The sequence below is a fragment of the Streptomyces pluripotens genome (assembly GCF_000802245.2).
Taxonomy (GTDB): Bacteria; Actinomycetota; Actinomycetes; order Streptomycetales; family Streptomycetaceae; genus Streptomyces; species Streptomyces pluripotens.
In genome coordinates this window covers 6,193,203-6,219,660 of sequence record NZ_CP021080.1, presented here as the reverse complement: position 1 = coordinate 6,219,660, position 26,458 = coordinate 6,193,203, and the positions used below count along the sequence as shown (strand labels likewise).

Below are 26,458 nucleotides of genomic sequence, written 5' to 3'. Positions count from 1 at the left end.
CGTGGCCGCGAGGTCACACCCGCTGCCCGGCAGGCCGTGCCGGTGCCGGTGCCGGTGCCGGTGCCGGTGCCGGTCAGAGGGTGATCGCCTCCTTGGCCCAGCGCTGCACACGGTAGGGCAGGAACCAGGCCTGCCCGCCCACCGAACCGACCAGGTGCTCCTCCTCCAGGTCGGCCAGTACCGCGGGTGCGACGGCCGAGCGCGGGGCGCCGGCGGACAGCGCCTCGATCGCTTCGTGGAACTCGGGCTCCCGCACGGTGAAGCGGTGCAGCGACCCCCAGCGCCGGTCGCGGATCTGAATGAAGCCGGGACCGCGCCGCCACAGGCACTTGCCCAGGTAGTGAGCGTGCCGCCACTGGCCGGGGACCCCGGCGTCGTCCGGTGTCCCGGTCGTGGTCCGCGGTGGATGCAGATGGGACAGGGCGCGCCAGTCGGTCTGCCCCGCGTCCAGCGCCAGCCGCCAGTCGACCACGACGCCGAGCGCGGTCAGATCGCGGATCAGGCACAGCGCCCACACGGTGGACACGGCCGACGGGGCATCGGTCAGGTCGAGCGTCCCAGGCAGCTCCACCCGTCGCGCACCCACCTCCCACAGGCGCCGGGCCGCGTCCGCGGGCGGACCGCTGACCTCGACGTCACCCAGGCTCATCCCGTCCAGTTCGCGGACGGCCGGATCGTAGTCCCGCCAGGCGATGACACGTGCGCCGGGCCGGGCGGGGGCTGCGGGGGTGGACACAGTGGGACTCTCCTGTCGGATCGGAGGGGGACGCGTGGGGGCGTGTCCGGATGGTCCCCGGACACCAGCCGGTACGACGCTCCCGGGGCAGGCTCCCGGGGGCTCGCGTGACGGTCGAGGGCTCGTGGACCGGCGCCGTCGGCTGTGCTCAGCCCCCTGCCGGGGTGGTCACCGCTTCCGGTCGGACCTCCGCCTCGGCCACCGGTGAGCCGTCTGGCTCCAGGGTGCGCATGAACCCCAGCCTGAGCAGGTCGTCGTTGACGGACTCCGGGGCCAGGTGCACGTAGCTCCCGGCGTCGGTGAACACCAGGCCCAGGTCGAGCCAACGGTCAAGGACGCGCCGCACGGCGGACTCGTCGGGCGCGTCGCCCTCGCCCCGCACGGTGATCTTGCGGGTGAGTGCGGCTGGGGTGTGCGGCTGGGCGAGCAGGCGGAACGCGGCGAGTTCCCTCGGGTCGTCGATGACGTGCGAGCGCCAGGTGAACGCCCGGCGCCGGTTGGCGAATACGATTCTGTCGCCGAGGTCGACGTGGGTGAGCCTGCTGGTGAGGTGTGCCTCCTGCCACTGGCGCAGCGCCTCGTTGAGCCGGTTCGTCGTCTGGACTCCGATACCGCGGGCGGGAACGTCGAACACGTAGGCGAGGTCGAGCAGTTCGTCCTCGGGCAGGTCGTAGGTGACGCGGTAGGGCAGGGCGGGGCGCAGTTCGGAGAAGCCCAGTTCGGGCCGGGTGAAGTACGGGCTGAAGCGTTCGATGGCGATCCGCGCGGACAGGTCGATCGGGGGGTCCAGGTGCTCCAGCGCGGGGAGTTGCGCGATCACCGGGTCGTAGTCGCTGTCCCGCTCGTCGGGGAAGCCGTGCAGGTAGTTCCAGAAGATGGACAGGCCCGCGGTCTGCCCGTCGCGCAGCATGCGGACGTTCTGGCATCCGCTGACACCCTTGTCCATCAGGTCGAGCACCCGGTCGTTGAGGCTCTCGATGCCCGGCTGGACGAAGACCAGACCGGCGTCGGCGAGGGTCTGCAGTTGCTCGCTCCGCATGTTCGCCTTGATCTCCACGTGCATCCGCAGGTCGTAGCCGCTGTCGATGATGCGGGGCAGCACACTCTTGAGGTAGCCCATGTCGAGGATGTTGTCGACGAGGTACATGTCCAGGACCTGGTGTTCGCGGACGAGGTCCATGATCTCGTCGTAGAACGTCTGCGGGCTCTTGCTGCGGAATTCCATGAAGGAACCGTTGAGCCCGCAGAAGGTGCAGTGGTGCTTCTCGCCCCACCAGCAGCCGCGGGCGCTCTCGACGACGAGCTTGGGCTCCACCCAGGAGCGGGCGGAGGAGGAGGCGAGGCGTTCGAAGTACCCGGAGTAGTCGGGGGGCAGGATCGCCGCTGGGGGCAAGGGTGCGGTGCTCATGGGATTCGCCACCGAGGTATCGTCCTCGCGCCGGCATATCCCGGGGATCAGGGAGATGTCGGTGCCCTCGCGCAGGGCGTTCAGCAGAGCGGGGAGGGACGCCTCGCCTTCGCCGCGCACCACGTAGTCCAGGAACGGGAAGTTGCGGTGGGCCGCCGCGCCCTGTTCGCCGTCGCAGTTGGCGCCGCCCATCAGCGTGACGACGTGCGGGGCGAGCCTCTTGACGTACTTCGCCGCGGCGAGGGCCGCGGTGTTCTGCTGGAACGTCGAGCTGAACCCGACCACGTCCGGCCGCCATGCGACGATCCGTTCGGCGATGCGGGCGACGAACCTCGGCGCCTCGGCGTGCAGGCGCAGGGACATCTTCAGCCGTTCCTCGCCGATCCGGGTGCCCATCGCCTCGGTGAACTCGGCGACCCGCCAGTCCGGGTCGTCGTAGAGGGCGGAGGAGAAGACCCAGTCGCCGCAGCCGAGGAAGTAGGAAGAGAGCGAGTAGTACTCGTAGTCCTGGTGCCCGAAGCCGGGGTCGGTGGCGGTGAGCCAGTCGATGTACTCCAGGTTGGCGTGCAGGACCTCCGCCTCGGCCCCGGGCACCTTCTCGTTCACGGCCCGTTTCAGGATGCCGAGCGCCAGGGAAGGCAGGTCGACGGGCGACCACGGCATGTTGACCAGGAGTACGCGCACGGCTCTCCTCTTCCTCTGCGGTGTGTGCGGATGTCCGCGGGTGGCGATGGGTCCGAGGGACGGCCGGCCCCGTACGACGGCACCGGGCCGGCCGGTGCCGTCCGGTGCCGCGGCAGTGCGGACACCGGACGGTATTTCACTGACGGATCGTCAGATCTGTTCCTCGGTGGTCTCGGCCTCCCGGAGCGGGACGCGGACACCCACGCCCACGGACCAGCTGACGTGCCGGGACTCCTCGGAGTCCGCCAGCGGGTCGTTGTCTATGACGTCCTTCTGCATGCGGCATCATCTCCTTGTCGGTGCGGTTGATTGAGCGTCCTTCCCCCCTGTCCGCGGCCCGTGAAGGTGCCGGGACAGGAAGACCAGTGAGCGGCGCAGCACCTGTAGGTGGTCCCGGCCGTCGAAGCCGTCGTGGCCGGTGCCGAGCCACATCGACTCGTGTGGCACGCCATGCTCACGCAGCGCGGCGAGGTACGACTCGATCTGTGCGGGTGGACACTTGACGTCCCGTCGGGCGCCGACCACGAGCGTCGGGGACCGGACCTCTCCGACGTAGGTGAGCGGGGAGGAACGCGCCCAGCGCTCCGGCTGCTGCCGGGGCGTCCCGCCGAACAGCCGCTCGTCGAGGGCGCGCAGCTGCGGGGTTCCGTCCCGATACGCCAGTGCGTAGTCAGCGATCGGCTTGACGGCCACCCCCGCCTGCCACAGTTCCGGCCGCGCCCCCAGTGCCAGCAGCACCAGGTAGCCGCCCCAGGAGCCGCCCCACAGGCCGATGGCCCGGGGGTCGGCGAGGCCTGCGTCGATCAGGTGGCGGCGGACCGAGGCCAGGTCGGTCACCTGCGTGAGGCCGACGCCCTCCGGGTAGGCCGTCCGCCAGCGTGGTCCGTATCCGGTGGAACCCCGGTAGTTGACCCGGGCGACGGTGAACCCGTGGGCGACCAGGGAGTGCACGGCGGGGTCGTAGGCGTCACGGTCGTGGTCGGCGGGTCCGCCGTGCACCAGGAAGACCGTGGGGCGTGCGCCCTCGGCGTCGTCCGGCACCGTGATCAGGCTGTGCACCTCGCCGTCCGCGCCCGGCGTCCACAGGTCGAGCGATCGCCCCGGGACCCTGGGCGGATCGGTCATCGGCTCGGGCAGCGGTACGCCGTGCGAGGACACGGCGACCGGGGGTGTGACGGAGTCGGTCCACAGGTAGTGGACGTCACCGTCCTCCCGGGGCACCGCGTCGAGCACGCTGCCCGGTGGCACCCGCACCGGTTCCAGTGCGGCCCGCTCCAGATCGGCACGGTACAGCTCACTGCGTCCGCGGCGGTCGCGGCGTATCAACGCCTGGCGGCGCCCCGGGTACCAGCGGGCGGTCATCTCGGTGTCGAAGGAGCACCAGGGATGACGGCGCAGGCCGTGGGCCGGGGTCCAGGTCGCGAGCCGGTAGCCGTCGTCGCACTGGGCGACGAGAAGGAGCTCCGGTTCCGTGCCGGGTGCGCCGTCGCCCGGTCCGGTGCCGTCGCGCAGGGGGCCGACGGGTGGCGTACGGAAGCCGAGTGGCCACAACGCCCCGGTGTTTCCAGGTAGTTCGGCTACGACCTGTCCGTCGAGCCGCATCAGTAACACGGCGTGCGCGGTGTGGCTGCCCCCGGTGAGTGCGAGCAGGCAGCCGTCCGGGGAGATGTCGACCAGGGCCGCGGGGTGGGCGGTACGGACGAGGTGCTCCACCCGGCCGCCGGGGCGTCCTAGGTGAACGGCGAGGCCCTGTCCGTCCGTGAGTCCAACAGCGGCGATCCCCGACTCGCTGAGGGCGAGGCCATGCGGCCTTGCGGCGGGCAGCCCGGCGAATGCAGGGGTGTCAGGGCCGCCGGTGAAGTCCTGGAGGAGCCAGCGCCCTCGGCCGTCCGGGTCCTCGTCGAACCACCACACCGTGCCCTCGGCATCGATCGCACAGCGCAGTGTTCCGTGCGGACGGCTCGTCACCTGGCGTGCGACGCCGGCGTCGCTGTCCCAGGTGAAGATCTCGCAGCGCCCGTCCGCGTCCCCGGTGAACACCATGCGGTGCGGCATCCGCCGGGCGGCCTGGGGCAGGGCCGGGCGGTAGACCTGGAAGGTGCGCCGGGCGGGCGGGGGGCCGCTCGGGCCGGGACTCGGGCGCGGGGGTGCGGTCATCAGCGCTTCACCACCCGCACCGCCTCGGCCGGCCAAGCGGCGTCCGGCGCAACGGTGGTGCCGGAGAGGGCCGGGTTCACACCCGGGACGTCCCGTCGGACGGCCTCCGGTCCGGCGCAGCAGTCGGCGATGACATCCGTCTCTCTCCCGAACGGACGGCGGTGCAGGGATTCCCGGATCACCGGATACAGCCGGGGTCCACAGCGTCGGCCGTCCCGGCGCTTTCCCTTCGCGCCGTCATCGGCCGGCTAATCCGCGGCGCGCATGTGAACCCTTGTCCTTCATTGCAGCCCCCAGAGGTCGACCGATTTCGGCAATGCACGCACCGCAATACCGAGCCGGATGTTCACCGAATCCCCATGAAATCTCCGGAAGATTAGCAGCGTCGGATCACGCCCGACAAGACCTGTTCGGATCTTTTCCGTACGCTTTCCCTGAGTGAGGGACTGAGCAGAGAGTCACTGGTCAGGGGCCCACGAGCCATGAGGTAGTTCCCTTCGGCCGCCACGTGCCGCCCGGAATGCCCCTTCCGCTTCTCGGTGAGTCCGGTCGGCCGCGGCGTCATTGCCCGAGAACGCCGCTTGAAGCCCCATCGGCGCACAACCGTAAGGGGACCCTCAAGCCTCCGGGAATCGAAGGTGCGGAAAACGATCGGAAACGAGAAGCGATCGACGGCGTTCCGGTACCGCCCACCCGGAACGGGAATGGCGGAAAAGACATCTGTTCAAAATCCTCTCCCCTTGCCGACCAGAGACCTGACAAGGCCTTCCTCCGGTAGGGACGCCCAGCGAACCGCGCACCCGATCGGCATTCCGCTCCACCCCGCCGGCTTCCCGCCGCACTCCGCACGACACGGGTGTGTTCCGCGGCCGTTCGCCAGGGCCCGGGTCTCCTCCGAGGTCTCCGCCACGTCGCCGCTGACGAGGGAGCCATCGAGGTGGCCCAGCACGCCGCGGGGAAATCCGAGGTGATCACGTTGTTCCCGCACCGACGCGTTCATCACGTACGCGGGCAGGGGCCGGCCGATCCGCAAACGCCCTGTCCGAACGGTGGCCGTCGGCCAGGCGTCGTCCGGTCAGGCGTCGCCGGGTGCGAGGAGGCCCGTGAGCGCGCCCACCGGTTCGAGGTCCGGGGTGCCGCGGGGCCACCAATCGTCCTGCCCAGGCTCCGACTCGTAGGTGTACCACAGCCCGTCCCGGCCGAGGCGGAGCTGGATGTGGCCACCCGGGTGGGTGAGACGGTTGCACCAGGGACGGAACGCGGGCAGGCCGGCGGCACGGAGCGAGGGGCGGGCACGGTCGAAGCGGCCGGCCGGTGGATCCCAGGGCTCGTCCAGGACCGCCAGCCCCTCCAGGCCTCCCTGCCGCCAGGCGGCGACGCCCCGTGCGAGGTCCGCCGGAGTGCGGCCGACGGCCGCGGCGAGCGTGGAGTACAGCGAACGGGTGGTCGCGGTCAGGCCGGAACCCGGGCGGGCCGCGGCCAGCCGCACCGCGTCCTGCCACAAGGTCAGCTCACCGACTGGGTCACGTCCGGTACCGAGCAGGGCGTGTGCACGGGCGGCGGCGTCGGTGGCCAACTGGTCCAGGGTGAAGGAGTCGGGCCCGCCGGGCGCCGCCGGGTAGACCGGGGGCTGCTCGGCGTGCGGTGGCTCCGGCAGCGGCTCGGGAAGCTCCGGGAGCCGGCGCGGGGCCAGGGCATCGGTGGCCCGAATGCCGGGCAGGGCGTCCGGGCGCTGTCCCCGCGCGGTACGGGCCGTGCGAGCCGCGCTGCGCCGGGCGAGCGCGTCGAGCAGGTCCCCCTCACCCCGGCCACGCAGCAGGAGCAGCACGAAGGGGTCGGCGTCGAGCAGACGGGCTGTCTGGTAGCAGAGGGCTGCCGCGTGCTTGCAGGGGTGGCCGGAATCGGGACAGCTGCAGTGGGCAGTGAGGTCGCCGGGGGCGGGCAGCAGGGGGGCACCGCAGCCGGCGAGGGAGTGGGGCAGTTCCTTGTCGAGCAGCGCTGCAATGTGGCCGGGCCGGTCTGCGGCTGCGTCCAGGAAACGGACCCAGTCCTCGTCCGTCAGTGTGCGCAGCCGCAGCTGTACGCGGTAGGGGCGCGGCCGGCTCCCCCGTACGTACGCCAGCACGAGTCCCGGTGTGACGGTGATCGCGTCCACGTGCCCCTGGTCCGCGTAGCCACGGCCGCGTATCAGCCGCTTGGGGTCGAGCGCGCTCTGCTCCAGAGCCTCGGTCCAGGCGTTGCCCCACCAGGTCGTGGCGAACGGTGCGCCATCGGCGGCCTCGCGGGGCGCGAACGCCGGAAACGTGCGGCGGAGTTCGGTGTCGCGGTGGGGCGTGGCCATGGTCGGCGGCGCGTGCGCGACCGCAGGGGCCGGGGTCGTCGAGTGCGGCTCGGCGGGGTTGGTGCTGTCGCCGGTGGTGCCGGTGCTCCCCGGGCCCTCCTCCGGGGTGTCGCTCCCGGACGGCAAACTGAAGGCGCTGGCCAGGTAGTGCCGCATGTCCTGCGCGGCCTTGATCCGGGTGGACCGGGAGTCCCACCCTGGTGCGGGCGGGGTGGGAGGCGTGCCAGAGGCGTGTCGCGCGTCGCGTGCCTCGCCTCTGGCAGGCAGTTCCCTACCGCCCTCGCTCCGGGGCGCCACCGCCTCCGCGCGCACCGCCTGCCGCCGGGCGGCACGCAGCGCCTCGCGGGCGGCGTCGCCGGGGCGCCCGCCCGGCACAGCGGTGGGGGCTGACGGGGCCACGCGGCGGGCACCGCCCCCGAGCGTTCCGGACCGGGCCGGAGTTGCGCCGGAGTCCTCAGGTGTGGGAGCCCGGTCCGCCCGTCCGTCGTCTTCCCCGCGCGGTGACGCTCCGGTGTCCGCCGGAGTCCCCTGTCCGCTCCCAAGCGCCGCAGCGGCAGGCACCGACCCCTGCCTCAGGTCACGGTGTGCGGGAGTTGCAGTCTGCTGGTCGCGGTGCGGCAGAGCGGCTTCCGGCGGGGCTTCGCCGGCACCCCGGTGCGTACCAGCGGCACCGTCTGCGGCGGGGTCGCCCTGGCCCGGCACAGCGGCATCCGCAGGAACGGTGCCCCGGTCCCGGCGCGTGGAGGCGGTACCCGTGGTAGCCGGTGTTCCGTCCCGGCGAGCGGAGGCGGTCGCTCGCAGTGCTGCTCTTGCCGCGTCTCCGGGCCTCGGCACGATGCCGGGCGGGCGTCCCTCCGTCTCCCCAGCCGGGTCCGGTGCCCGCTCCGGGGCATCGGGAACCGGCCCGCCGGCCGTGTCCGGCGCTTTCCGGACCGTCGCCGCCTGCCCTGCCTCCGCCCGTTGCCGGGCCGCGCGCAGAGCCCGGCGGGCGGCGTCCCCGGGACGCTGTCCGCCGCTGGTCACGTCGCCCTCCGCAGTGAGACCAAGTCGGACAGCTCGCGGTCGGTGAGTTCGGTGAGGGCCGCCTCGCCGGAGCCGAGGACGGCGTCGGCCAGGGCACGCTTGGCGGTCAGCATCTCGGCGATGCGGTCTTCCACCGTGCCCTCGGTGACCAGGCGGTGGACCTGGACGGGCTGGGTCTGCCCGATGCGGTAGGCCCGGTCGGTGGCCTGTTCCTCGACGGCCGGGTTCCACCAGCGGTCGAAGTGGACGACATGGCCGGCGCGGGTGAGGTTGAGGCCGGTGCCCGCGGCTTTCAAGGACAGCACCAGGACCGGGGTTTCGCCGTTCTGGAAGCGGTCGACCATGCGCTCGCGCTCCGGCACGGGTGTGCCGCCGTGCAGAAGGTCCACGGGGATCGCACGGGCGGACAGGTGGGCGGTGATGAGGCGGGCCATTCCGACGTACTGGGTGAAGACGAGAGCCGCGCCGTCCTCTGCCAACAGGGTGTCCAGCAGTTCGTCGAGGAGGGCCAGTTTGCCCGAGCGGTGGGCCAGCCGCCCGGCAGGGTGCTCCTCCTTCAGGTACAGCGCCGGGTGGTCGCAGATCTGTTTGAGGGCACCGAGCAGCTTGAGCACCAGGCCGCGGCGGGCGATGCCCTCGGCGCTCTCGATGGCCAGCAGCGACTCGCGCACCACCGCCTCGTACAGGGCGGCCTGTTCCCGGGTGAGCGGCACCGGGTGGTCCGTCTCGGTCTTGGGAGGCAGTTCGGGCACGATACCGGGATCGGACTTCTTTCGGCGCAGCAGGAAGGGCCGGACCAGGCGGGCCAGGCGGGCCACCGCCTCGTCGTCCTCGCCGTTCTCCACGGCGCGCGCGTGCCGGGCCCGGAAGGATTCCAGGGGGCCGAGGAGTCCGGGGGTGGTCCAGTCGAGCAGGGCCCACAGTTCGGAGAGGTTGTTCTCCACCGGGGTGCCGGTGAGCGCCACGCGGGCAGGGGTGGGGATGGTGCGCAGTGCTCTGGCGGTGGCCGAACGGGGGTTCTTCACGTGCTGGGCCTCGTCGGCGACGACCAGGCCCCAGGGCTGCCCGGCCAGGCAGGCGGCAGTGGAACGCATGGTGCCGTAGGTGGTGAGGACGAAACCGCCGTCGAGGCCGTCCAGCGTGCGGTCGGGGCCGTGGAAGCGGCGGACGGGGGTGTCGGGCGCGAACCGGCCGATCTCGCGCTGCCAGTTGCCCAGCAGGGACGCCGGGCAGACGACGAGGGTCGGCTCGGTGCGGGCGCGCTTGAGGTGCAGCGCGATGAGCGTGACAGTCTTGCCAAGGCCCATGTCGTCGGCGAGGCAACCGCCGAGGCCGAGGGAGGTCATGAGGTCGAGCCAGGCGAGACCGCGCAGCTGGTAGTCACGGAGGGTGGCGTTCAGTCCGGCGGGCGGGTCCGCGGGGCGAAGGCCCGCGGTGAGGCGGTCGCGGAGTGCGGCGAGCGCGCCGGCGGGTACCGCCTGCACGGTCTCGCCGTCGACCTCTGCGGTGCCAGTGAGCGCGACGGACAGCGCGTCGACCGGGTCGAGCAGACCCAGTTCGCGTTGACGTGCCTTGCGGACCAGGGCCGGGTCGACCAGTACCCAGCGGTCCCGGAGCCGCACGACCGGCCGGTGGGCTTCGGCGAGCGCGTCCATCTCGGCCTCACTGAGCGGGTCGCCGCCGAGCGCCAGCTGCCAGCGGAACCGCAGCAGGTCCTCGCTCTCGAAGAAGCCGGTGCCGTCGGTCGCCGAGCCGGGCGCGGGACGGACCACCGCGGTGGCCGTCAGGTCGTGGGCGAGGTCCCTGGGCCAGTGCACGGCGACGCCGGCGGCGGCCAGCCGGCCGGCCGCCGTACCGAGCAGTTCGCCCAGCTCCTCCTCGGACAGGGCGAGGACATCGGGTACGTGCTGTTCGGCGAGCCGGTCCAGGGGCGGCCACACGCGGGCGGCCCGCCGTACGGCGAGCGCCGCGTCCACGTGCGCGCGTGGCCCGAAGGCCGTGTCGGCCTCCCCCGCCCACAGATCCGCCGCGTCGGTCACCAGGGTGGGATCGGCGAGGCTGTGCACCTGCACGATCGCTGCCCCGGCGGCGCGGGCGCCGTCGCACGCGCCCGCGTCGAACACGTGGTACGCGGACAAGTCCAGGCGGAGGGAGATCCGGACGCCCACGTCCATGCCCGCGGCGACCTCGGCCGCCCACGCGTGGGCCTGCGGCAGGGGCTGGGGTTCGCGGGCGGCGAAGGGCTTGCCGCAGGCGTGTGGAGCGGCTGGGGTGCGGGGCAGGGTGTCGGCGACCGCGTCCAGGAAGGAGCGGACCAGCGCCTCCGGCTCCGGCAACCGGAGCGGCCCCGGGTTGGGGAGGGGCACGGCGTGGCCTTCCGGGGGCAGGGCCGCGGCGATGGCACGCAGGTGAGCGATGTCGTCGGGGTCCAGCGGACCGGCCCGCCAGGCGTCGTGGCCGCTCGGTGTGAGTCCTGGCAGCAACCTGCCGCGGGCGACCAGCCGCAGCGCGTGCAGGGCGGCGGCCCCCCAGCCGGCCGTGGCCGGGTGGGCGGCCGGGTCGTGCCGGGCTTGAACCAGCAGCGGCAGGGCCGTGGCGAGCGGCAGGATCAGGGCGGGCACCTGCCGGCGGCGCACCCGGGCGCCGTGGGGCCGTACGACCGTCAACTCGGTGATGCCGGGTTCGGCACCGCCCTCGCCGGGCAGGGGGCCGCCGGCGGGGTCCCAGAACGCGACGCGGCCCTCGCGCGGCAGCGGCGCGGGCAGGTAGACGGACGCCAGGCACACCGGGATCGGGTACCCGGTGGCCGGGCGCCCGATCTCCGTCTCCCGGGTACCTCCCGTGCGCTGGGCCACCGCAGCCGTGCCGCTCATCCGTCCTGCCACCTCCCGCCCATGCGTCCGACCGGATGTCCTCGACTCTACGGGCGGGGTCTGACAACCGGCCCCGGCGACCCGTCGGGGCCCGTGGTCACGGGATGGTGCGGGAGACGACGTACACCGTCGGGTTGGCCGGGTCGGACAGGTTCACGACGACGTCCTGGGTGGGCGCGGGGTTCTTCTGCTCATGGGTCAGACCCCACCAGGGGCCGGGACCGGTGAAGTTCCAGCCGCTGACCTTCCGGTCGCGGGCGCCGATGGCGATGTCGTTCTTCCTCAGCTCCTCCCTGCGGACGCCCATGGCCTCGAGGAAGCTGTCCAGACCGGCGGAGTTGGTGCGGAACTCCACGTAGAGGCGGCTCGTCTTCCAATTGTTCGTCTCGTAGGAGGCGATGGGGTCGGCCGGGTGCGGGACGGTCACCTCGTAGAGGCGGCGCTGCACCTTGGACGGCCAGCCCGGAGTGAGGCCGGTCGCGGAGTACCTCGCCTCCTTGTCCTTGCCGCTGTTGCGGCTCTGGTTGGCGGAGATCACCAGGTACCCGGCCGGGACACCGATCAGCAGCACGATGATCAGCAGGGTGAGGGCCCTGCGCTTGGCCTTGTGCCGCGGGTCCTCGGCGGGCCCGCCCTGCTCGTGCGGCAGGGCGGTCTGGTGGGGCAGCGACGCGGTCATACGGTGTTCCGGTCGCGCCGGGCCTGCGTGTACCGCTCGTAACGCTCGTGGCGCTCCACCCGGCGCCGTTTGGCCCGGCGGAACCGGCGTGCGACCAACCGGGCCAGGTCGGCGGCGCCCACCATGCCCGCCTCGGGGCCGAGCTGGGCGCGGGTGATGCGGGCCTCGGGGCGGTAACCGCGGCCGGTGAGGTGCCGTTTGAAGGCGTCCCGGGCCGGTCCGATGAGCAGGTCGTCGGCTGCGCTGACACCGCCGCCGATCACAAAGCAGGACGGGTCCAGGGCGGCGGCAAGGTTGGCGATGCCGACGCCGAGCCACTGGCCGATGTCCTGGAGCAGTTCCACGCACATGGCGTCGCCCTCGCGGGCCAGCTCGGTGATCATCGGGCCGGTGATGTCGTCGATGTTGCCCTTGACGTGCTCGATGATCCCGTAGGCGACCGGGGAGTCGGCGACGGCCAGTTCCTTGGCCTCGCGGACGAGCGCATTGCCGGAGCTGTACTGCTCCCAGCAGCCGCGGTTGCCGCACGGGCAGCGGTGGCCGCCGGGTACCACCTGCATGTGGCCGAACTCGCCCGCGACACCGTACTTGCCGCGCTTGACCTGTCCGTCCTCCAGGATCGCACCACCGATGCCGGTGCCCAGTGTGATCATGACCAGGTGGTCCTCGCCCCGTCCGGCGCCGAAGCGCCACTCGGCCCAGGCAGCGGTGTTGGCGTCGTTGTCCACCAGCACCGGGACCGAGAGCCGTCCCGAGAGACGGTCGCGCAGGGGCTCGTTGCGCCACGACAGATGGGGCGCGAACAGCACGCGGTTGCGGTCGGCGTCGACCCAGCCGGCCGCGCCGATGCCGACCGCGTGCACATCGTGCCGGTCGGACAGGTCCAGGACCAGTTCGACGATGGTGTCCTCGACGACCTTGGGGCTCTTGGACTTGTCCGGGGTTTCTGCGCGGAGCTTCTCCAGGATGTTGCCGTCGGCGTCCACAACGCCCGCCATGACCTTGGTACCGCCGATGTCGATGCCGACCGTCGGCACCCGGGGTGCCGTCAGGTGGGATCGGCGCTCCCGGGTACCGACGGTTCTCAGGACCGGGGCCCGGCGGGAGCCGATGGGGGCGGTGAGGTCGCGGTAGGTGCTCATCGGGCTCGATTGTGCCGCACGCGCATGCCGAGTGCCGCGTGGGGCGTGGGGAAGCTGCGGGCCCGACACCGTGGCCGGGGGTGCCCGGGGCGGTCCGCGGCCACCCGGCGCAACCACCCCGGACGACCCCGGCACTCGTCCCGCGTCCCTCAGTCGCGCCGTAGCTCGTGGCGCAGGGCGTCCAGATCGGCTCCGCCCGCCATCTGCCCGGTCAGCTGGTCCAGGGTGATCTCTTCCCGGGTGTGATTGCCCACGGCTGCGCCGCGTCGCAACAGGACGAATCTGTCGCCGACCAGATACGCGTGGTGCGGGTTATGGGTGATCAGCACAACCCCAAGGCCCTCATCCCGCGCAGCAGCCACATACTTCAGCACCACTCCGGACTGCTTCACGCCCAGTGCCGCCGTCGGCTCGTCGAGGATCAGGACCCGGGCTCCGAAGTGCACCGCCCTGGCGATCGCCACGCACTGGCGTTCGCCGCCGGAGAGGGTGCCGATGGGCTGGTCCACGTCCCGCAGGTCGATGCCCATGCGGAGCAGCGCCTCTCGTGTGGTGCGGCGCATGAGGGCGGTGTCCAGGCGCTTGAACGGGCCGACGCCCGTGCGGGGCTCGGAGCCCAGGAAGAAGTTCCGCCAGACCGGCATCAGCGGGACGACGGCCAGGTCCTGGTAGACCGTGGCGATGCCCTGGTCCAGGGCATCGCGAGGGGAGGCGAACCGGGTCGCGCGGCCCTCGATGCGCAGGGTCCCGCCATCGTGCTGGTGCAGACCCGCGATGATCTTGATCAGGGTGGACTTGCCCGCGCCGTTGTCGCCGAGGACACAGGTGATCTCTCCCGCGTGGACCTCCAGGGAGACGCCCTCCAGGGCCCGGACCGTGCCGTAGTGCTTGCTGACGCCGGACAGCTCGACCAGAGCCGTACGCGTCTTCGCCTGCGTCATTTCGCCGCCTCCGCGCGCTTGCGGACCCAGGTGTTGAGCAGGGTCGCGAGGAGCAGCATCGCTCCGAGGAAGAACTTGAACCAGTCGGGGTTCCACTCGGCGAAGACGATGCCCTTGCTGGTCATGCCGAACAGGAGCGCGCCCACCGCCGAGCCGACCGCGCTGCCGTGGCCGCCGGTGATCAGACAGCCGCCGATCACGGCGGCGATGATGTAGATCAGCTCGTTGCCGACGCCCTCGCCGGACTGGATTGCGTCGAAGGAGAAGAGCAGGTGCTGGCCCAGGACCCAGGCGCCGAAGGCGACGCCCAGGTAGAGACCGGTCTTGGTCTTCGCGACCGGGACACCGACCGCGCGGGCCGCGTCCGCGTTGCCGCCGACGGCGAAGATCCAGTTGCCGGCGCGGGTGCGCAGCAGGATCCAGGAGGCGAGGGCGACCAGGCCGAGCCACCACACGATGGTGACCTTGACGTCGACGCCGCCGACGGTGAGCGTCGAGGCGAAGACCTCGCGGGCGCTCGCGAAACCCTCCATGTCGGCGATGGTCTTGGTGGAGACGGTGCCGTCGATCAGCTTGGTGAAGCCGAGGTTCATGCCGGCCAGCATCAGGAAAGTGCCTAGGGTGACGATGAAACTGGGCAGCCCGGTGCGGGTCAGCATGAAGCCGTTGAAGGCGCCGACGGCCAGTGTGACCAGCAGGGACACCCCGACACCGACCCAGGCGTTCGCCGTCATCTGGTAGCTGAACATCGAGGAGACCAGCGCCGAGGACGTCACCAGGACGCCCGCCGACAGGTCGAACTCTCCGCCGATCATCAGCAGGGCCACGGGCACGGCCATGATGCCGATGGCCGAGGAGGCGTACAGGACCGTGCTGAGGCTGGAGGCACGTAGGAAGCCGTCGGCGGCGAGGGCGAAGAAGGCGAAGACGGCGAGCGCGCCGACGACGGAGCCGAGCTCGGGACGGGAGAGCAGCCGCTTCGGCGGCGAGATCCGCAGAACCCTTTCATCAGTCGTCTCATCAGTCGTCGCGGTCATCGCGTGCCCCGCTCGGTGTATTTCGCCAGCGCGTCCGCCTGGTCCTTGGTGACGATCTGCGGGCCGGTCAGAACCGGCTTGCCACCGCCGAGGACGTCGCCGTTGTACTTGTACAGCCACAGCAGGTCAACGGCCTGGTAGCCCTGGAGGTAGGGCTGCTGGTCGACGGCGAAGCCAAGGGTGCCGTTCCTGAGTCCGGCGACGACCTTGGCATTGAGGTCGAAGGTGTCGATCTCCGCCCTGCTGCCCGCGTCGGTCTTCGCCTTCACGGCGGTGTCGGCATAGGGGGCACCGAGGGTGACGACCGCGTCGAGGGACGTGTCGGCCTGCAGCTTGGCCTCGATGGCGGACTGCACGTCGGGCATGCTGGTGCCGTTGACGTACAGCTTCCTCAGTGTGCCGCGGAAGGTCTTGCCGATGCCGTCACAGCGCTGCTCGTGACCCACGTTGCCCTGTTCGTGCAGCACGCACAGGACGTTCTTCCTCCCCCGCTTGTTCAGCTCCTCACCGACGGCCTCGCCTGCGACGGACTCGTCCTGGCCGATGTGGGTGAGGGCACCGAAGGCCTTGGACTGCGCCGAGCCGGAGTTGACCGTGATCACCGGGATCCCGGCCTTCTCGGCCCGGGCCACCGCAGCCTTCATGGCCTCCGGCTTGGCGAGGGTCACGATGATCCCGTCGACCTTCTTGTCGACCGCCGCGTCCACGAGCTGGGCCTGCTGCTGGGCCTCGTCGTCGTGCGAGTAGAGGAAGGTGACGTTGTCCTTCCGGGCTGCCTGTTCGGCACCGCTCTGGACGATGTCCCAGAAGGTGTCGCCGTCACCTGAATGAGTGATCATCGCGAAGGTCCAGCGGGGGGTGGCCACCGCCACCCCTGCCGGGGCGACGGCGGCCCGACGGGCATCCTCGGCCCGCTTGCCGCCGGTGCTGCTGCATCCGGCGAGGGCCACACTCAGTGCCCCCGCCACCGCGATACCCACCCAGGTCCGAAACCGTGCCACGAGGCCGTGCCCTTCTCGCTGTGTCCGTACGTACGCGAGGGGCCGGCGATCACCTCAGCGGCCCCAAACGCTCCAGTATCGAACACCGGGAACACTCATGACCTGACCGGGGAGCATCACACGACCCAATTGTCCGGACATTGTGACGAGCAGAGGGCGGAAACCAGCCACGCTCAGGGACGTACGAGCAGCTGGAACTCGAATGAGTAGCGGGTCGGGCGGTAAAGGTGGTCGCCGAACTCGACCGCACGGCCGGTGTCGTCGAAGGTGGTGCGCTGCATGGTGAGCAGCGGGGCACCTTCAGCCTCGGCCAGCCGCTCGGCCTCCGCGGCCGAGGCACCGCGGGCACCGATGGACTGGCGGGCGCTGTGCAGGGTGATCCCGGCGGAGCGCATCAAACGGTACAGGCCGGTGGCCTCCAGCTGGGCGGTGTCCAGGTCGAGCAGACCGGGCGGCAGGTGGTTGACCAGGTAGGCCATCGGTTCACCGTGGGCGAGCCGGAGCCGCTCGACGCGCTGGACGTCACCGCCCTCCACGACACCGAGGGCGGCGGCCACCGTGGCGGAGGCCGGGACGACGGCGTTGACCAGGACCTCGGTCGCGGGGCGCTGGCCAGCCGCCTCCAGGTCGTCGTAGAGACTGCTCAGCTCCAGCGGGCGCTTGACCTGGCTGTGCACGACCTGGGTGCCGACGCCCCGGCGACGAACGAGCAGGCCCTTGTCGACGAGGGACTGGATGGCCTGGCGGACGGTGGGCCGGGACAGGCCGAGCCGCGCCGCCAGCTCGATCTCGTTGCCCAGCAGGCTGCCCGGGGTGAGACTGCCCTGCTCGATGGCGGCCTCCAACTGCTGGGAGAGCTGGAAGTACAACGGCACCGGCGAGCTACGGTCCACATGAAGGTCGAGCGCCACGGTCGGGTCCACATCTGGTTTCGGCACGAGCCCGAGGGTAGTCCCGTGATTGGTTGACGGGAAGTCGTGTAGTCCGATTGTCCGGACATGCACATTGACAGAGTGCGGGGTCCACCCTCACTTTGTTTCCATGCGCATCGGGGTCATCGGTACGGGCCGCATCGGCACCCTTCACGCGAGGACGCTCCATCGCCACCGCGAGGTCGGATCCCTGATCCTGACGGACGCGGATCCGGCGCGGGCCCAAGCGCTGGCACACCGGCTCGGCGAAACCGCGGCGCCGGGCACCGACGAGATCTTCAAGTGGGGTGTGGACGCCGTGGTGATCACCACGGCCACAGCAGCCCATGCCGAACTGATCGGTCGGGCGGCCCGATCGGGCCTTCCGGTCTTCTGCGAGAAGCCGATTGCGCTGGACCTGCCGGGCACACTGCACGCGCTCGCCGAGGTCGAGAAGGCCGGCACGATCCTCCAGATGGGCTTCCAGCGGCGATTCGACGCGGGGTACGCCGGCGCCCGGGAGGCCGTGCGCGCGGGACGACTCGGACGGCTGCACACCGTACGGGCCCTCACGTGTGACCAGTCCCCTCCCCCGGCACCGTGGCTGCCGCTGTCCGGCGGGCTGTTCCGGGACACGCTGATCCACGACTTCGACATACTGCGGTGGGTGACCGGCCGGGAGGTGGCCTCCGTGTACGCGGTCGGCTCCGACCGCGGCCCCGCGATGTTCCGCGAGGCCGGTGACGTCGACACGGGCGCGGCACTACTGACCCTGGACGACGGCACGCTGGCCGTGGCGACCGCAGCCCGACTCAACGGCGCGGGCTACGACGTCCGCATGGAGCTGGCCGGCGAACGGGACACGGTGGTGGTGGGGCTGGACGACCGCACCCCGCTGGCGTCCACCGAGCCGACCGGACCGCCCCCCGCGGACAAGCCGTGGACCGGCTTCCCGGAGCGGTTCGGCCCCGCGTACGAGGCCGAACTGGCCGCCTTTGTCGAGCTGGTGTGCGGCGAGCGGCCCAATCCGTGCGACGGCCGCGAGGCGCTGCAGGCACTGCGGATCGCCGAGGCCTGCGAAATCTCCCGGCAGGAACGGCGGCCGGTGTCACCGGCCGAGATCCCGGACCGGTAGCGGCCGCCGCGGGGCTGAGTGGACGCCGCTACCAACGCACCGGCAGGGTCCTCACTCCGCGCATGAGCATGCCCGGCAGCCAGGCGTCGGTCGTGCCGTCCACAGCAAGACCGGGGGCCCGCTCCAACAGCGCGCCGATCGCGATCCGGCCCTCCAGCCGGGCCAGAGGTGCGCCGAGGCAGAAGTGGATGCCATGGCCGAAAGCCAGGTGGCCCCGGGTGTCGCGGCGGATGTCGAAGCGGTCCGGGTCGGCGAAGCGCCCACCGTCGCGCTGGGCTGCGCTGAGACCGATCATCACGTGGTCGTCCTGCCCGATCCTGGCGCCCGCGATCTCCAGCGGCTCGGCGGCGTACCGGAACGTGGCGTTCTCCACCGGCCCCTCCCAGCGCAGCGTCTCCTCCACCGCTCCGCCGAGGAGGGTCATGTCGGCGCGCAGGGCAGCCAGTTGGCCGGGGTGGGTGAGCAGGGCGAGAACGCAGTTGCCGATGAGGTTGACCGTGGTCTCGTGGCCGGCGATGAGCAACAGGAAGGCCATGCCCCGCAGCTCCTGCGGGGAGAGCCGGTCACCGTCCTCGGAGGTGGTGCGGATCAGATCGCTGAGCAGATCGCCCGACGGACCGGCGCAGCGCTTGTCCTCAATCAGTTCCGTGAGGTACTCGGCGAGTCGAGCGATCGCCGCGTACCCGCTGTCCGGGCCGGTCGGTGCTACCACCTCCGTGGAAATCTTCCGGAACTCCACGCGGTCCATCTCCGGGACCCCGAGCAGCTCGCAGATGACCGTGATGGGCAGCGGATAGGCGAGGGACTCGATGAGGTCGGCACGGCCGAGCGGCAGCATCTCGTCGAGCAGTTCATCGGTGATCTGCTGGATCCGCGGACGCAGTTGCTCGACCCGGCGCATGGTGAACGCACGCGCCACCAGGCTGCGCAGCCGCGTGTGCTGCGGCGGGTCGGTGGCCAGCAAGTGCTTGCCGATCAGCTGCTCGTCCACGGGGCTGGCGCCGATCCTGGAGCCGTCCTTGGCCAGCCGGGGGTCGGTGAGGGCCGCCCGCGCCTCCTCGTATCCCACGATCAGCCAAGGCTCGTAGTCGCCGTCCGGCGTGGCGAGCCTGACCCGATGGACAGGCCCCTGGTCGCGCAGCCACGCGTACACCGGATGCGGGTCGCGGCGCAGCTGCTCTCCGAACTCCCGTAGATCGACCACCCGTTCGTCGTTCATCGTTCCCCCTTCAGGAATACCCCCGAGGCCCGCCGGGCTCGTCCCGGTGCTCTGACAACGACCACGACGGCCGGCTAGTGCCCAGCCGCCCCGTCTCCCTCCGCCTTCCCCATCCGTCCGTCCCCCGCCCCGTCGCCCCTCTCCGCGCCCCTCCGCCCCGTCCGCCTCCTAGGACTCCTACGCCTCCTACGCCTCCTACGCCTCCTACGCCTCCTACGCCTCCTGCGCCTCCTCCATGCTGAGGCGACGACCGCGGCGTAGGGCACGACGCGCGGAAATTTGGCATGCCTACACCAAACATGTCGGTCTTTCATCAAGGGCGACGAGCGGTCAGTGCGTTGCCCTGCTGGCCCGGTGCCCTCGCAGGGTCCGTGTTCCGGGAGCAGCCCAGAGGCGGCGATCAGGCGTCGGCGGGGAGTTCGTAGGACCCGTACTCGGGACGGCCGGACAGGTCGTACGACTGGATGGAGACACCGGAGACCGTGACCCGCCCTGCGGTGTGCGTGAAGCGGGTGGGCACGGCGCCCTCCACGAACAAGCGGCGCCCGGCGCCGAGGACTACCGGGAAGGTCAGCAGGTGCAGGGTGTCGAGGAGTCTCAGGTCCACCAGGGAGCGAACCAGGGCGCCACTGCCGTGGACCTGGAGTTCGCCGTCCGTCCTCTCCTTGAGAGCCGTGACCTCCCTGGCCAGATCGCCGCACACCACCGTGGTGCCGGACCAGCCGGGTGAGGTGAGGGTGGAGGACACGACGTGCTTGGGCAGACCGTTCAGCCGGGACGCCACCGGGTCGGCCGGGTCGGTCACCTGGGGCCAGTAGGCCGAGAAGATCTCGTAGGTACGGCGGCCGAGCAGGAAGGCGCCCGCACGGCTGAAGACGTCGGCGATGAACCGGCCGAAGTCGTCGTCACCGTACGGAAAGCTCCAGCCGCCCTGGTCGAAGCCGCCGCTGGGGTCCTCCCCGGGGCCGCCGGGTGCCTGGTAGACGCCATCGAGCGTGACGAAGACGGTCGAGACGAGTTTGCCCATGGCGGGTGCCTTCTTCCTGGTACGGGGTCAGTGTCATCACCTCAGACCCCGCACGCGCCCGCAACTCATCGGTCCCGGCCTCAGTGGCCCCGCTCAGCCGGTGTGCGTGGAGAACAGTCCGCCGGTCGGGCCCTGCTTGTCGCCGCCCTGGGCCTTCCTCAGGGCATTGGCGAGGCTCTCGATGGTGAGCGACTGAAGGATCACCCTGCCGTTGCCCTCCAAGGTGGCCAGGGACAGGCCCTCGCCTCCGAAGACGGCGTTCATGATCCCTTGGCGGTTGAGGCCGCCGACACGCTGGACGCCGTACTGGACGCCCTCCTCGAAGGCGACGACACAGCCGGTGTCGACCTCGATGCGGCCGCCGAAGTCGGCCGGGTTCAGGTCGATGAAGTTGCCCGCGCCGGCGATGATCACCGTGCCGTGCCCGGTGAACTTCTCCAGGACGAAACCCTCACCGCCGCTCATGCCGGTACGGCCTCCCGCGAAGGCGATGCCGAAGTCCACGGTGGACTCCGCAGCCACGAAGGCGTCCTTCTCGGCGAACCACGCGTTCGTGCCATCGAGTTCCAGCGCACGCATCTCGCCGGGGAGCACACCCGCGAAGCCGACGGTGCCCTGGCCGCCCTGGGCAGTGAAGTACTGGAACGCCAGCGACTCGCCGGCGAGCACCCGCTGGCCGACCTGCATGGCGGTACCCATGGCCTGGCGCAACAGGCCGCCCATACCACCCCCCTGGGCCTGCTGCCCGCCGTTGCCGGACGGGCCGGACAACCGCGTCTCCATGGTCACGTTCGTCGTCTTGAACAGGAACTTCCCGGCCTCGCAGTACACGGTCTGACCGGGGTACAGGTTGACGACCGCCATCTGCATGGCGTTGCCGACGATCTCTTGCTGAAGGGTCACGGGGGGAGAACGCGGGAGTTGGAGGGAAGAGTTCCAGGAAACCCGAACCCGTGTCGGTTCGCCGCCGACGGGAGGCCCCACCGCGGACGGCGCGGCAACGAACGGGACAGCGCGGGCGACGCGGGCGACGGAAACGCGGCAGCGGGGGCGCGCCGGCTGCGTGCGGCACGGGTGGGTGACCCGTGGGGCGCCCCGGTGCTGTCCGGGCCGGGGCACCCCACGCGTATTGGGGCCGGATCAGCCACCGAGTTCCTGGTGGCGGACCACGAGGCGGTGCGCGCCCTCCTCAGTGAGGGAACCGAACAGCCGCAGGCGGGAGATGCCGCCGTCGGGGTAGATGTCCATGCGCGCGTGCGTGCCGACGGCCGGTTGCGGCAGCACGAAGCGGTGGGCGGTGTCGGGCTGGAGCCGGGTACGGGGAAGGATCTCGCACCACTCGCCGCCCTGGCCGTCCCGCACGGAGACCGAGGCCCAGCCGGCGCTGTTGCCCTTCAGGTAGGCCGTGTCGATCTCGACCGCGCGGATCCGGGACTGGGCCACCAGCCGGTAGCAGATCCAGTCGTTGCCCCGGTCGCGGCGGCGGCGGGTCTCCCAGCCGTCGTCCATCTTGCGGGAGCGGCCCGGCTGAATGGTGTTGGTGGCCGGGGAGTAGAAGAGGTCGGAGGCGTCCTCGACCCGGCCTCCGTTCTCCAGGGCGACGACGTCGAAGGTGCCGAGCGTGCTCAGCCACTGCGGGTCCGGGACGACTTCGCCGTACACGCGCAGGCGGGCGATGCCGCCGTCGGGGTGCTGGTTGACACGCAGGTGCGTGAAACGCTGTTCCACGGTGACCTCGAAGCCGTTCGCCGCATGTCCGCCGACGGGGGTGCGCGGCACCAGGGTGGTCCACTTCACGTCGTCGCCGAGAAGTTCCTCCGGGGACGGGGAGTCCGGCACCGACGTGCCCTCGATGGACACCGCCTGCGGGTAGTTGCCACGGAAGTGGGCGGTGTCCACGACGATCCCGCGGATCACGCCGGGCGCGCCCAGGCGGACCAGCGCCCAGTCGTGGTCCTCTGCCGCCGGCCAGGGGTGCCCGGCGGAGCCACCGCGCCGGCGGCGCGTCTCCCAGCCGTCCATGACCTTGCCCTTGTGCCCGAAGTGTTCGGGGTCGAACTCGGCCCGCCCGGGCACCAGCAGGTTCTCGCGCTGGGCGAAGAACTCGTCGTTGGCGGCAATAACGCCGGCGCCGAGCTGCCGGTCGGCGAGGTTGGCGTACCGGGTGAAGGGGAAGTCGGCGGTGCGGTAGTCCGCGTACGGGTCCCCTCCTCCATAGGGGTTCGCGTCGCCGGTGAAGCCGGCCCAACCTGACTGTTGCTGCGCCGTCACGGTGATCAGGGGTTCCTTTCTGGGGTCGACGGGGTGGGTGCGGGGGTGGGTCACTGGGGGCGGGTGAGCAGGATGCCGCTCGGCGCGGTGAACTCGCCCCCGGCCACGATGCGCTCACCACGCAACCAGGTGGACTTCACGACGCCGTACAGGGTCTTTCCGGCGTACGCGGTGACCCGGTTGCGGTGCTGCAGGCGGGCCGGGTCGACGGCGAAGGTCTCGTCCGGGGCGAAGACGGCGAAGTCGGCGTCGCGCCCGACCTCGATCGCGCCCTTCTGGCCCAGGCCTGCCAGGGCGGCGGTCCGCGTGGACATCCAGCGGACGACGTCCTCCAGGCCGTGCCCGCGCCTGCGGGCCTCGGTCCACACCGCGGGGAGACTCAGCTGGAGGCCGGAAATACCGCCCCAGGCGGTGGCGAAGTCCTCGGTCTTCAGGTCGACGGTGGAGGGCGAGTGGTCGGTGACCACGCAGTCGATGGTGCCGTCGGCCAGCGCCGCCCAGAGCAGGTCCTGGTTGGCCGCCTCACGGATCGGCGGGCAGCACTTGAACTCGCTGGCGCCGTCCGGGACCTCCTCGGCCGTGAGGGTGAGGTAGTGCGGACAGGTCTCCACGGTGACGCGGACTCCCTCGGCCCGGGCGGCGCGGATCAGCGGGAGCGCGTCACCGGAGGACAGGTGCAGCACGTGCACCCGCGCATGCAGGCGTTTCGCCTGCGCGAGGAGATGCGCGATGGCCGTGTCCTCGGCGTCGTGCGGGCGGGAGGCGAGGAAGTCGGCGTACTTGGGGCCACCGTGCTGCGGGGCCGAGGCCAGGTGGTCCGGGTCCTCGGCGTGCACGATCAACAGGCCGTCGAAACCGGCGATCTCCGCCAGTGACCGGGCGAGCTGACCCTGGTCCAGGTGCGGGAACTCGTCCACCCCGGACGGTGACAGGAAGGCCTTGAAGCCGAAGACGCCGGCCTCGTGCAGCAGACGCAGGTCCGTTGCGTTGTCGGGCAGCGCGCCTCCCCAGAAACCGACGTCGACGTGCGCCTTGTCCCGCGCCACCCGCTGCTTGGTGCGCAGGTGGTCGACCGTGGTGGTCGGCGGGAGCGAGTTGAGCGGCATGTCGATCAGGGTGGTGATGCCCCCGGCCGCCGCCGCGCGCGTGGCGGTCCAGAAGCCCTCCCACTCGGTGCGGCCCGGATCGTTGACGTGCACGTGGGTGTCGACCAGGCCGGGCAGCAGGACGTGGTCACCGACGTCCTCCAGCCTGGCCCCGGCCGGGACCTCGGCGCGGTACGGCAGGACGGCCGTGATCCTCCCGGCGGACACGGTGACCGTGGCGGCCCGCGTCCCTTCTGGTGTGATGACGCGCGTCGAGCGCAGCACCAGCTCAGCGTCGGACACCCGAACCCCTCTCTGTACCGCCGTTCACGCCCAGGAAACGGGAATACCCCCACGTAACGGATTTCAACGTTCTGTTGAAAGAGTCTTCACTCCCACCCCTTTGCCGTCAAGGGGCACAGTTCCGGGCGGCGATCCACTCTCACCCGCTCTAGACATTTCCACAACGCGGAATTATTATTCCACTCAGCAGAACGTAGCCAGGTGCAAGCAAGGAGTCAACCGGCTGACGGGTAGGCTTCTGCCCACTCGCCAGCCCCGAAAGGAACGCGCCGTGCCGAGGTCCAGCGCCAGCACCACCGACTCCGCCAAATCCTCCGCCGGCGGGGTCCAGTCCCTGGAGCGCGCCTTCGACTTGCTCGAACGCATGGCCGATGCGGGCGGCGAGGTGGGGCTGAGCGAGCTGTCCGCGACCAGCGGGCTCCCCCTACCGACCATTCACCGGCTGATGCGCACACTGGTGGCCTGCGGATACGTCCGTCAGCAGCCGAACCGGCGGTACGCCCTCGGCCCTCGTCTCATCCGGCTCGGCGAGTCCGCGTCCCGGCTGCTCGGCACCTGGGCGCGACCGTACCTGGCACGGCTGGTCGAGGAGACCGGCGAGACCGCGAACATGGCACTGCTGGACGGCGACGAGATCGTGTACGTGGCACAGGTGCCGTCCAAGCACTCGATGCGGATGTTCACGGAGGTGGGACGCCGGGTGCTCCCGCACTCCACGGGGGTGGGCAAGGCGCTGCTGGCGGGGGTGCCCGACAACGAAGTGCGGGCGCTGCTCACCCGCACCGGGATGCCGGCCGCGACGGAGAAGACGATCACCACGCCGGACGGGTTCCTGGCGGCACTTGAGGACGTACGGCAACTGGGGTACGCCGTCGACGACAACGAGCAGGAGATAGGGGTACGGTGCCTCGCGGTGCCCGTACCGGAGTCCCCGACGGCTGCGGCGATCTCCATCTCCGGGCCGGCGGGCCGGGTCACCGAGGCGGCGACGGAGAAGATCGTGCCGGTGCTCCAGCAGGTCGCCCTGGAACTGTCCCAGGCACTGGCCGGTTCCGGCGCGTAGGACGCGGATGCCACGGGTGCACCGGGTACCACGGGTGCACCGGCGTCCGCGGGACGCGGGAGCACACGGTGCGCCGTGAGGGGCGTGCAGTCCGACACGGGGCGCACGGCTCCCCGAGAAGAACACGCGGGTTCAGCGTGGGGCGCACGGCCTCCCGAGGGGGCGCACCCCTCGCCCCCCTCGGACCGGCACGGTCAGCCCTCCCGCGACGGCTGTCCGAACAGGTCCACCGCCTCCCGCACCTCGGACAGCCCTCGGGCCAAGGCACTGACCGAACCGATCGCCCCGGCGATCAGTAACAGCGACCCGCGCAACCGCGGTATCTCCAGCAGCACACCACCGGAGGCCATCGCGGCCAACGCGGCCAGTTCGTCCTCGGCTATGTCCCGGTCGGGGAACTCCGCTGGATGCGCGGCGAGTTCGCGGCGCAGCCGGGACACTGCGGTCCACAGCTCCGCCGTCCTCGGATCCCCGTCGCTGCCGGCCATCGTCCTCTGCCCCAAGCTCCGCAATACCGCCCCTCCCCTGACACGCCGTGGTGCGCGGGCCAGTAAACGCCACCCCGTGCGGTCGCGCCACAGCGCGGACCGAAATTCAGCCCTGTGGAAACGCCGCCGGAAACCCGCCACTCCTGCCATCGTCGGGTAAGCAGGACCTATGACGGACAACCGGGAGCTTCAGGCGGATGTCGCCGGGCTACTGCTCGCCGCCGGCGGGGGCAGACGGCTCGGCGGGCGACCCAAGGCACTGCTCCGACACCGGGGGCGGCCCCTGGTCGAGCACGCAGTCGGGGTGCTGCGCGCGGCCGGGTGCGGACGGATCCACGTGGTGCTGGGCGCACGATCGGACGAGGTGAGGGAGCACGCCGAACTGAGCGACTGCGTACTCGTGGACAACCCGGACTGGACGGAGGGCATGGGCAGCTCACTGCGCGCCGGGCTGGCATCGCTCGCCGGTACCGGCGCACGGGCAGCCTTGGTGAGCCTGGTGGACCAGCCCGGCATCGGGCCGGCGGCAGCCACCCGGGTGCTCGGCGCTTTCGAGGACGAGAAGACGCTGGCCTCGGCCGCCTACGACGGGGTACGCGGCCACCCCGTGCTGTTCGGCGCGGCGCACTGGAAGGGCATCACGGCGACTGCCACCGGGGACCGCGGCGCCCGCGCCTACCTGAAGGAGCACGCGGGGACAGTCAGACTCGTGGAATGTGCGGACGTGGCCGATCCGTACGACATCGACACCGAGGCCGATCTGGCCCACCTTGAGTGAACGCGGTGGCACCGAGCGCCACCTTTCCTCGACTCAGAGAATCTCGATATCAACAAACCATTGAAGTTCCACGATAAGGAAACTACTATCCACTAATCAGAAGCGCTCCGTCGTCCCGCGCTCGAATTCACTCACGCGGGGCACCTCCCGCCGCGA

22 protein-coding genes are annotated in these 26,458 nt (G+C 71.3%); 3 read left to right on the top strand and 19 right to left on the bottom strand.

Going from position 1 to position 26,458, the window contains the following annotated elements; all coding sequences use genetic code 11:
• Positions 1 to 73: 73 nt before the first annotated feature.
• The 13 genes from LK06_RS27625 to LK06_RS27570 all read right to left on the bottom strand — a co-directional run bounded on the left by LK06_RS27625 (position 74) and on the right by LK06_RS27570 (position 16,933).
• The gene (locus LK06_RS27625) at positions 74 to 736 is read right to left on the bottom strand and encodes a DUF5825 family protein (protein WP_039648269.1); all 663 of its coding nucleotides are present in this window, start codon (positions 734 to 736) and stop codon (positions 74 to 76) included.
• Between the two features lie 148 nt (positions 737 to 884).
• Positions 885 to 2,828: a RiPP maturation radical SAM C-methyltransferase gene (locus LK06_RS27620; protein WP_052269682.1), complete on the bottom strand. Its 1,944-nt coding sequence runs from the start codon at positions 2,826 to 2,828 to the stop codon at positions 885 to 887.
• A gap of 150 nt (positions 2,829 to 2,978) precedes the next feature.
• Positions 2,979 to 3,107, bottom strand: coding sequence for a hypothetical protein (locus LK06_RS34955; protein ID WP_267886053.1), 129 nt, complete (start codon positions 3,105 to 3,107; stop codon positions 2,979 to 2,981).
• A gap of 6 nt (positions 3,108 to 3,113) precedes the next feature.
• Positions 3,114 to 4,985 (bottom strand): S9 family peptidase, encoded by a 1,872-nt coding sequence (locus LK06_RS27615; RefSeq protein WP_063837845.1) that lies wholly within the window; start codon positions 4,983 to 4,985, stop codon positions 3,114 to 3,116.
• On the bottom strand, positions 4,985 to 5,167 hold the full coding sequence (locus LK06_RS27610; RefSeq protein WP_043434790.1) for a hypothetical protein: 183 nt from the start codon (positions 5,165 to 5,167) through the stop codon (positions 4,985 to 4,987). The genes LK06_RS27615 and LK06_RS27610 overlap by 1 nt, the downstream gene beginning before the upstream one ends.
• 893 nt (positions 5,168 to 6,060) lie before the next feature.
• Positions 6,061 to 7,725, bottom strand: coding sequence for an SWIM zinc finger family protein (locus LK06_RS33890; protein WP_234367522.1), 1,665 nt, complete (start codon positions 7,723 to 7,725; stop codon positions 6,061 to 6,063).
• Between the two features lie 620 nt (positions 7,726 to 8,345).
• Positions 8,346 to 11,222, bottom strand: coding sequence for a DEAD/DEAH box helicase (locus tag LK06_RS27600; protein ID WP_039648273.1), 2,877 nt, complete (start codon positions 11,220 to 11,222; stop codon positions 8,346 to 8,348).
• 97 nt (positions 11,223 to 11,319) lie between these two features.
• A complete protein-coding gene (locus LK06_RS27595) occupies positions 11,320 to 11,901 on the bottom strand; it encodes a hypothetical protein (protein ID WP_039648275.1) in 582 nt (193 codons plus the stop codon).
• Positions 11,898 to 13,043, bottom strand: a complete 1,146-nt coding sequence (locus LK06_RS27590; protein ID WP_039648277.1) for an ROK family glucokinase — start codon at positions 13,041 to 13,043, stop codon at positions 11,898 to 11,900. The genes LK06_RS27595 and LK06_RS27590 overlap by 4 nt, the downstream gene beginning before the upstream one ends.
• A 149-nt stretch (positions 13,044 to 13,192) precedes the next feature.
• Positions 13,193 to 13,984, bottom strand: coding sequence for an ATP-binding cassette domain-containing protein (locus LK06_RS27585; protein WP_039648279.1), 792 nt, complete (start codon positions 13,982 to 13,984; stop codon positions 13,193 to 13,195).
• Positions 13,981 to 15,021 carry an ABC transporter permease gene (locus LK06_RS27580; protein WP_039648281.1) on the bottom strand — a complete coding sequence of 347 codons (1,041 nt, stop codon included), beginning with the start codon at positions 15,019 to 15,021 and terminating at the stop codon, positions 13,981 to 13,983. The genes LK06_RS27585 and LK06_RS27580 overlap by 4 nt, the downstream gene beginning before the upstream one ends.
• Positions 15,018 to 16,022, bottom strand: coding sequence for a sugar ABC transporter substrate-binding protein (locus tag LK06_RS27575; RefSeq protein WP_039648283.1), 1,005 nt, complete (start codon positions 16,020 to 16,022; stop codon positions 15,018 to 15,020). The genes LK06_RS27580 and LK06_RS27575 overlap by 4 nt, the downstream gene beginning before the upstream one ends.
• A gap of 173 nt (positions 16,023 to 16,195) precedes the next feature.
• Complete coding sequence (locus LK06_RS27570) at positions 16,196 to 16,933, bottom strand: GntR family transcriptional regulator (protein ID WP_086083524.1); 738 nt, start codon at positions 16,931 to 16,933, stop codon at positions 16,196 to 16,198.
• Between the two features lie 130 nt (positions 16,934 to 17,063).
• Between LK06_RS27570 and LK06_RS27565 the strand changes: the two genes are divergently transcribed.
• Positions 17,064 to 18,068 (top strand): Gfo/Idh/MocA family protein, encoded by a 1,005-nt coding sequence (locus LK06_RS27565; protein WP_039648287.1) that lies wholly within the window; start codon positions 17,064 to 17,066, stop codon positions 18,066 to 18,068.
• A gap of 28 nt (positions 18,069 to 18,096) precedes the next feature.
• Here LK06_RS27565 and LK06_RS27560 read toward each other — a convergent pair whose 3' ends face one another.
• From LK06_RS27560 to allB, 5 genes are all read right to left on the bottom strand, one after another.
• Positions 18,097 to 19,287 carry a cytochrome P450 family protein gene (locus tag LK06_RS27560; RefSeq protein WP_174673944.1) on the bottom strand — a complete coding sequence of 397 codons (1,191 nt, stop codon included), beginning with the start codon at positions 19,285 to 19,287 and terminating at the stop codon, positions 18,097 to 18,099.
• A 400-nt stretch (positions 19,288 to 19,687) separates the two neighbouring features.
• Positions 19,688 to 20,314: a dihydrofolate reductase family protein gene (locus LK06_RS27555; protein WP_043434788.1), complete on the bottom strand. Its 627-nt coding sequence runs from the start codon at positions 20,312 to 20,314 to the stop codon at positions 19,688 to 19,690.
• A 93-nt stretch (positions 20,315 to 20,407) separates the two neighbouring features.
• Positions 20,408 to 21,217: an AIM24 family protein gene (locus tag LK06_RS27550; RefSeq protein ID WP_071659274.1), complete on the bottom strand. Its 810-nt coding sequence runs from the start codon at positions 21,215 to 21,217 to the stop codon at positions 20,408 to 20,410.
• A gap of 237 nt (positions 21,218 to 21,454) precedes the next feature.
• Complete coding sequence (alc, locus tag LK06_RS27545) at positions 21,455 to 22,585, bottom strand: allantoicase (RefSeq protein WP_039648572.1); 1,131 nt, start codon at positions 22,583 to 22,585, stop codon at positions 21,455 to 21,457.
• Between the two features lie 50 nt (positions 22,586 to 22,635).
• On the bottom strand, positions 22,636 to 23,973 hold the full coding sequence (gene allB, locus LK06_RS27540; RefSeq protein WP_039648290.1) for an allantoinase AllB: 1,338 nt from the start codon (positions 23,971 to 23,973) through the stop codon (positions 22,636 to 22,638).
• Between the two features lie 271 nt (positions 23,974 to 24,244).
• On the opposite strand from allB, the gene LK06_RS27535 reads away from it, so the two are divergent.
• Positions 24,245 to 25,036: an IclR family transcriptional regulator gene (locus LK06_RS27535; RefSeq protein ID WP_039648292.1), complete on the top strand. Its 792-nt coding sequence runs from the start codon at positions 24,245 to 24,247 to the stop codon at positions 25,034 to 25,036.
• Positions 25,037 to 25,230: 194 nt separating this feature from the next.
• Here the strand turns inward: LK06_RS27535 and LK06_RS27530 are convergent, their stop codons facing one another.
• Positions 25,231 to 25,524 (bottom strand): DUF5955 family protein, encoded by a 294-nt coding sequence (locus tag LK06_RS27530; RefSeq protein ID WP_043434787.1) that lies wholly within the window; start codon positions 25,522 to 25,524, stop codon positions 25,231 to 25,233.
• Positions 25,525 to 25,693: 169 nt separating this feature from the next.
• On the opposite strand from LK06_RS27530, the gene LK06_RS27525 reads away from it, so the two are divergent.
• Entirely contained in the window at positions 25,694 to 26,302 is a 609-nt protein-coding gene (locus tag LK06_RS27525; protein WP_039648297.1) for a nucleotidyltransferase family protein, read from the top strand.
• The last annotated feature ends 156 nt before the right edge of the window (positions 26,303 to 26,458 follow it).

Bases quoted from the DNA above. Each gene is read 5' to 3' on its own strand.
- LK06_RS34955 (WP_267886053.1), bottom strand. From the start codon at position 3,107: ATGCAGAAGGACGTCATAGACAACGACCCGCTGGCGGACTCCGAGGAG.
- LK06_RS27615 (WP_063837845.1), bottom strand. From the start codon at position 4,985: ATGACCGCACCCCCGCGCCCGAGTCCCGGCCCGAGCGGCCCCCCGCCC.
- LK06_RS27600 (WP_039648273.1), bottom strand. From the start codon at position 11,222: ATGAGCGGCACGGCTGCGGTGGCCCAGCGCACGGGAGGTACCCGGGAG.
- LK06_RS27595 (WP_039648275.1), bottom strand. From the start codon at position 11,901: ATGACCGCGTCGCTGCCCCACCAGACCGCCCTGCCGCACGAGCAGGGC.
- LK06_RS27590 (WP_039648277.1), bottom strand. From the start codon at position 13,043: ATGAGCACCTACCGCGACCTCACCGCCCCCATCGGCTCCCGCCGGGCC.
- LK06_RS27585 (WP_039648279.1), bottom strand. From the start codon at position 13,984: ATGACGCAGGCGAAGACGCGTACGGCTCTGGTCGAGCTGTCCGGCGTC.
- LK06_RS27580 (WP_039648281.1), bottom strand. From the start codon at position 15,021: ATGACCGCGACGACTGATGAGACGACTGATGAAAGGGTTCTGCGGATC.
- LK06_RS27565 (WP_039648287.1), top strand. From the start codon at position 17,064: ATGCGCATCGGGGTCATCGGTACGGGCCGCATCGGCACCCTTCACGCG.
- LK06_RS27560 (WP_174673944.1), bottom strand. From the start codon at position 19,287: ATGAACGACGAACGGGTGGTCGATCTACGGGAGTTCGGAGAGCAGCTG.
- LK06_RS27555 (WP_043434788.1), bottom strand. From the start codon at position 20,314: ATGGGCAAACTCGTCTCGACCGTCTTCGTCACGCTCGATGGCGTCTAC.
- LK06_RS27530 (WP_043434787.1), bottom strand. From the start codon at position 25,524: ATGGCCGGCAGCGACGGGGATCCGAGGACGGCGGAGCTGTGGACCGCA.
- LK06_RS27525 (WP_039648297.1), top strand. From the start codon at position 25,694: ATGACGGACAACCGGGAGCTTCAGGCGGATGTCGCCGGGCTACTGCTC.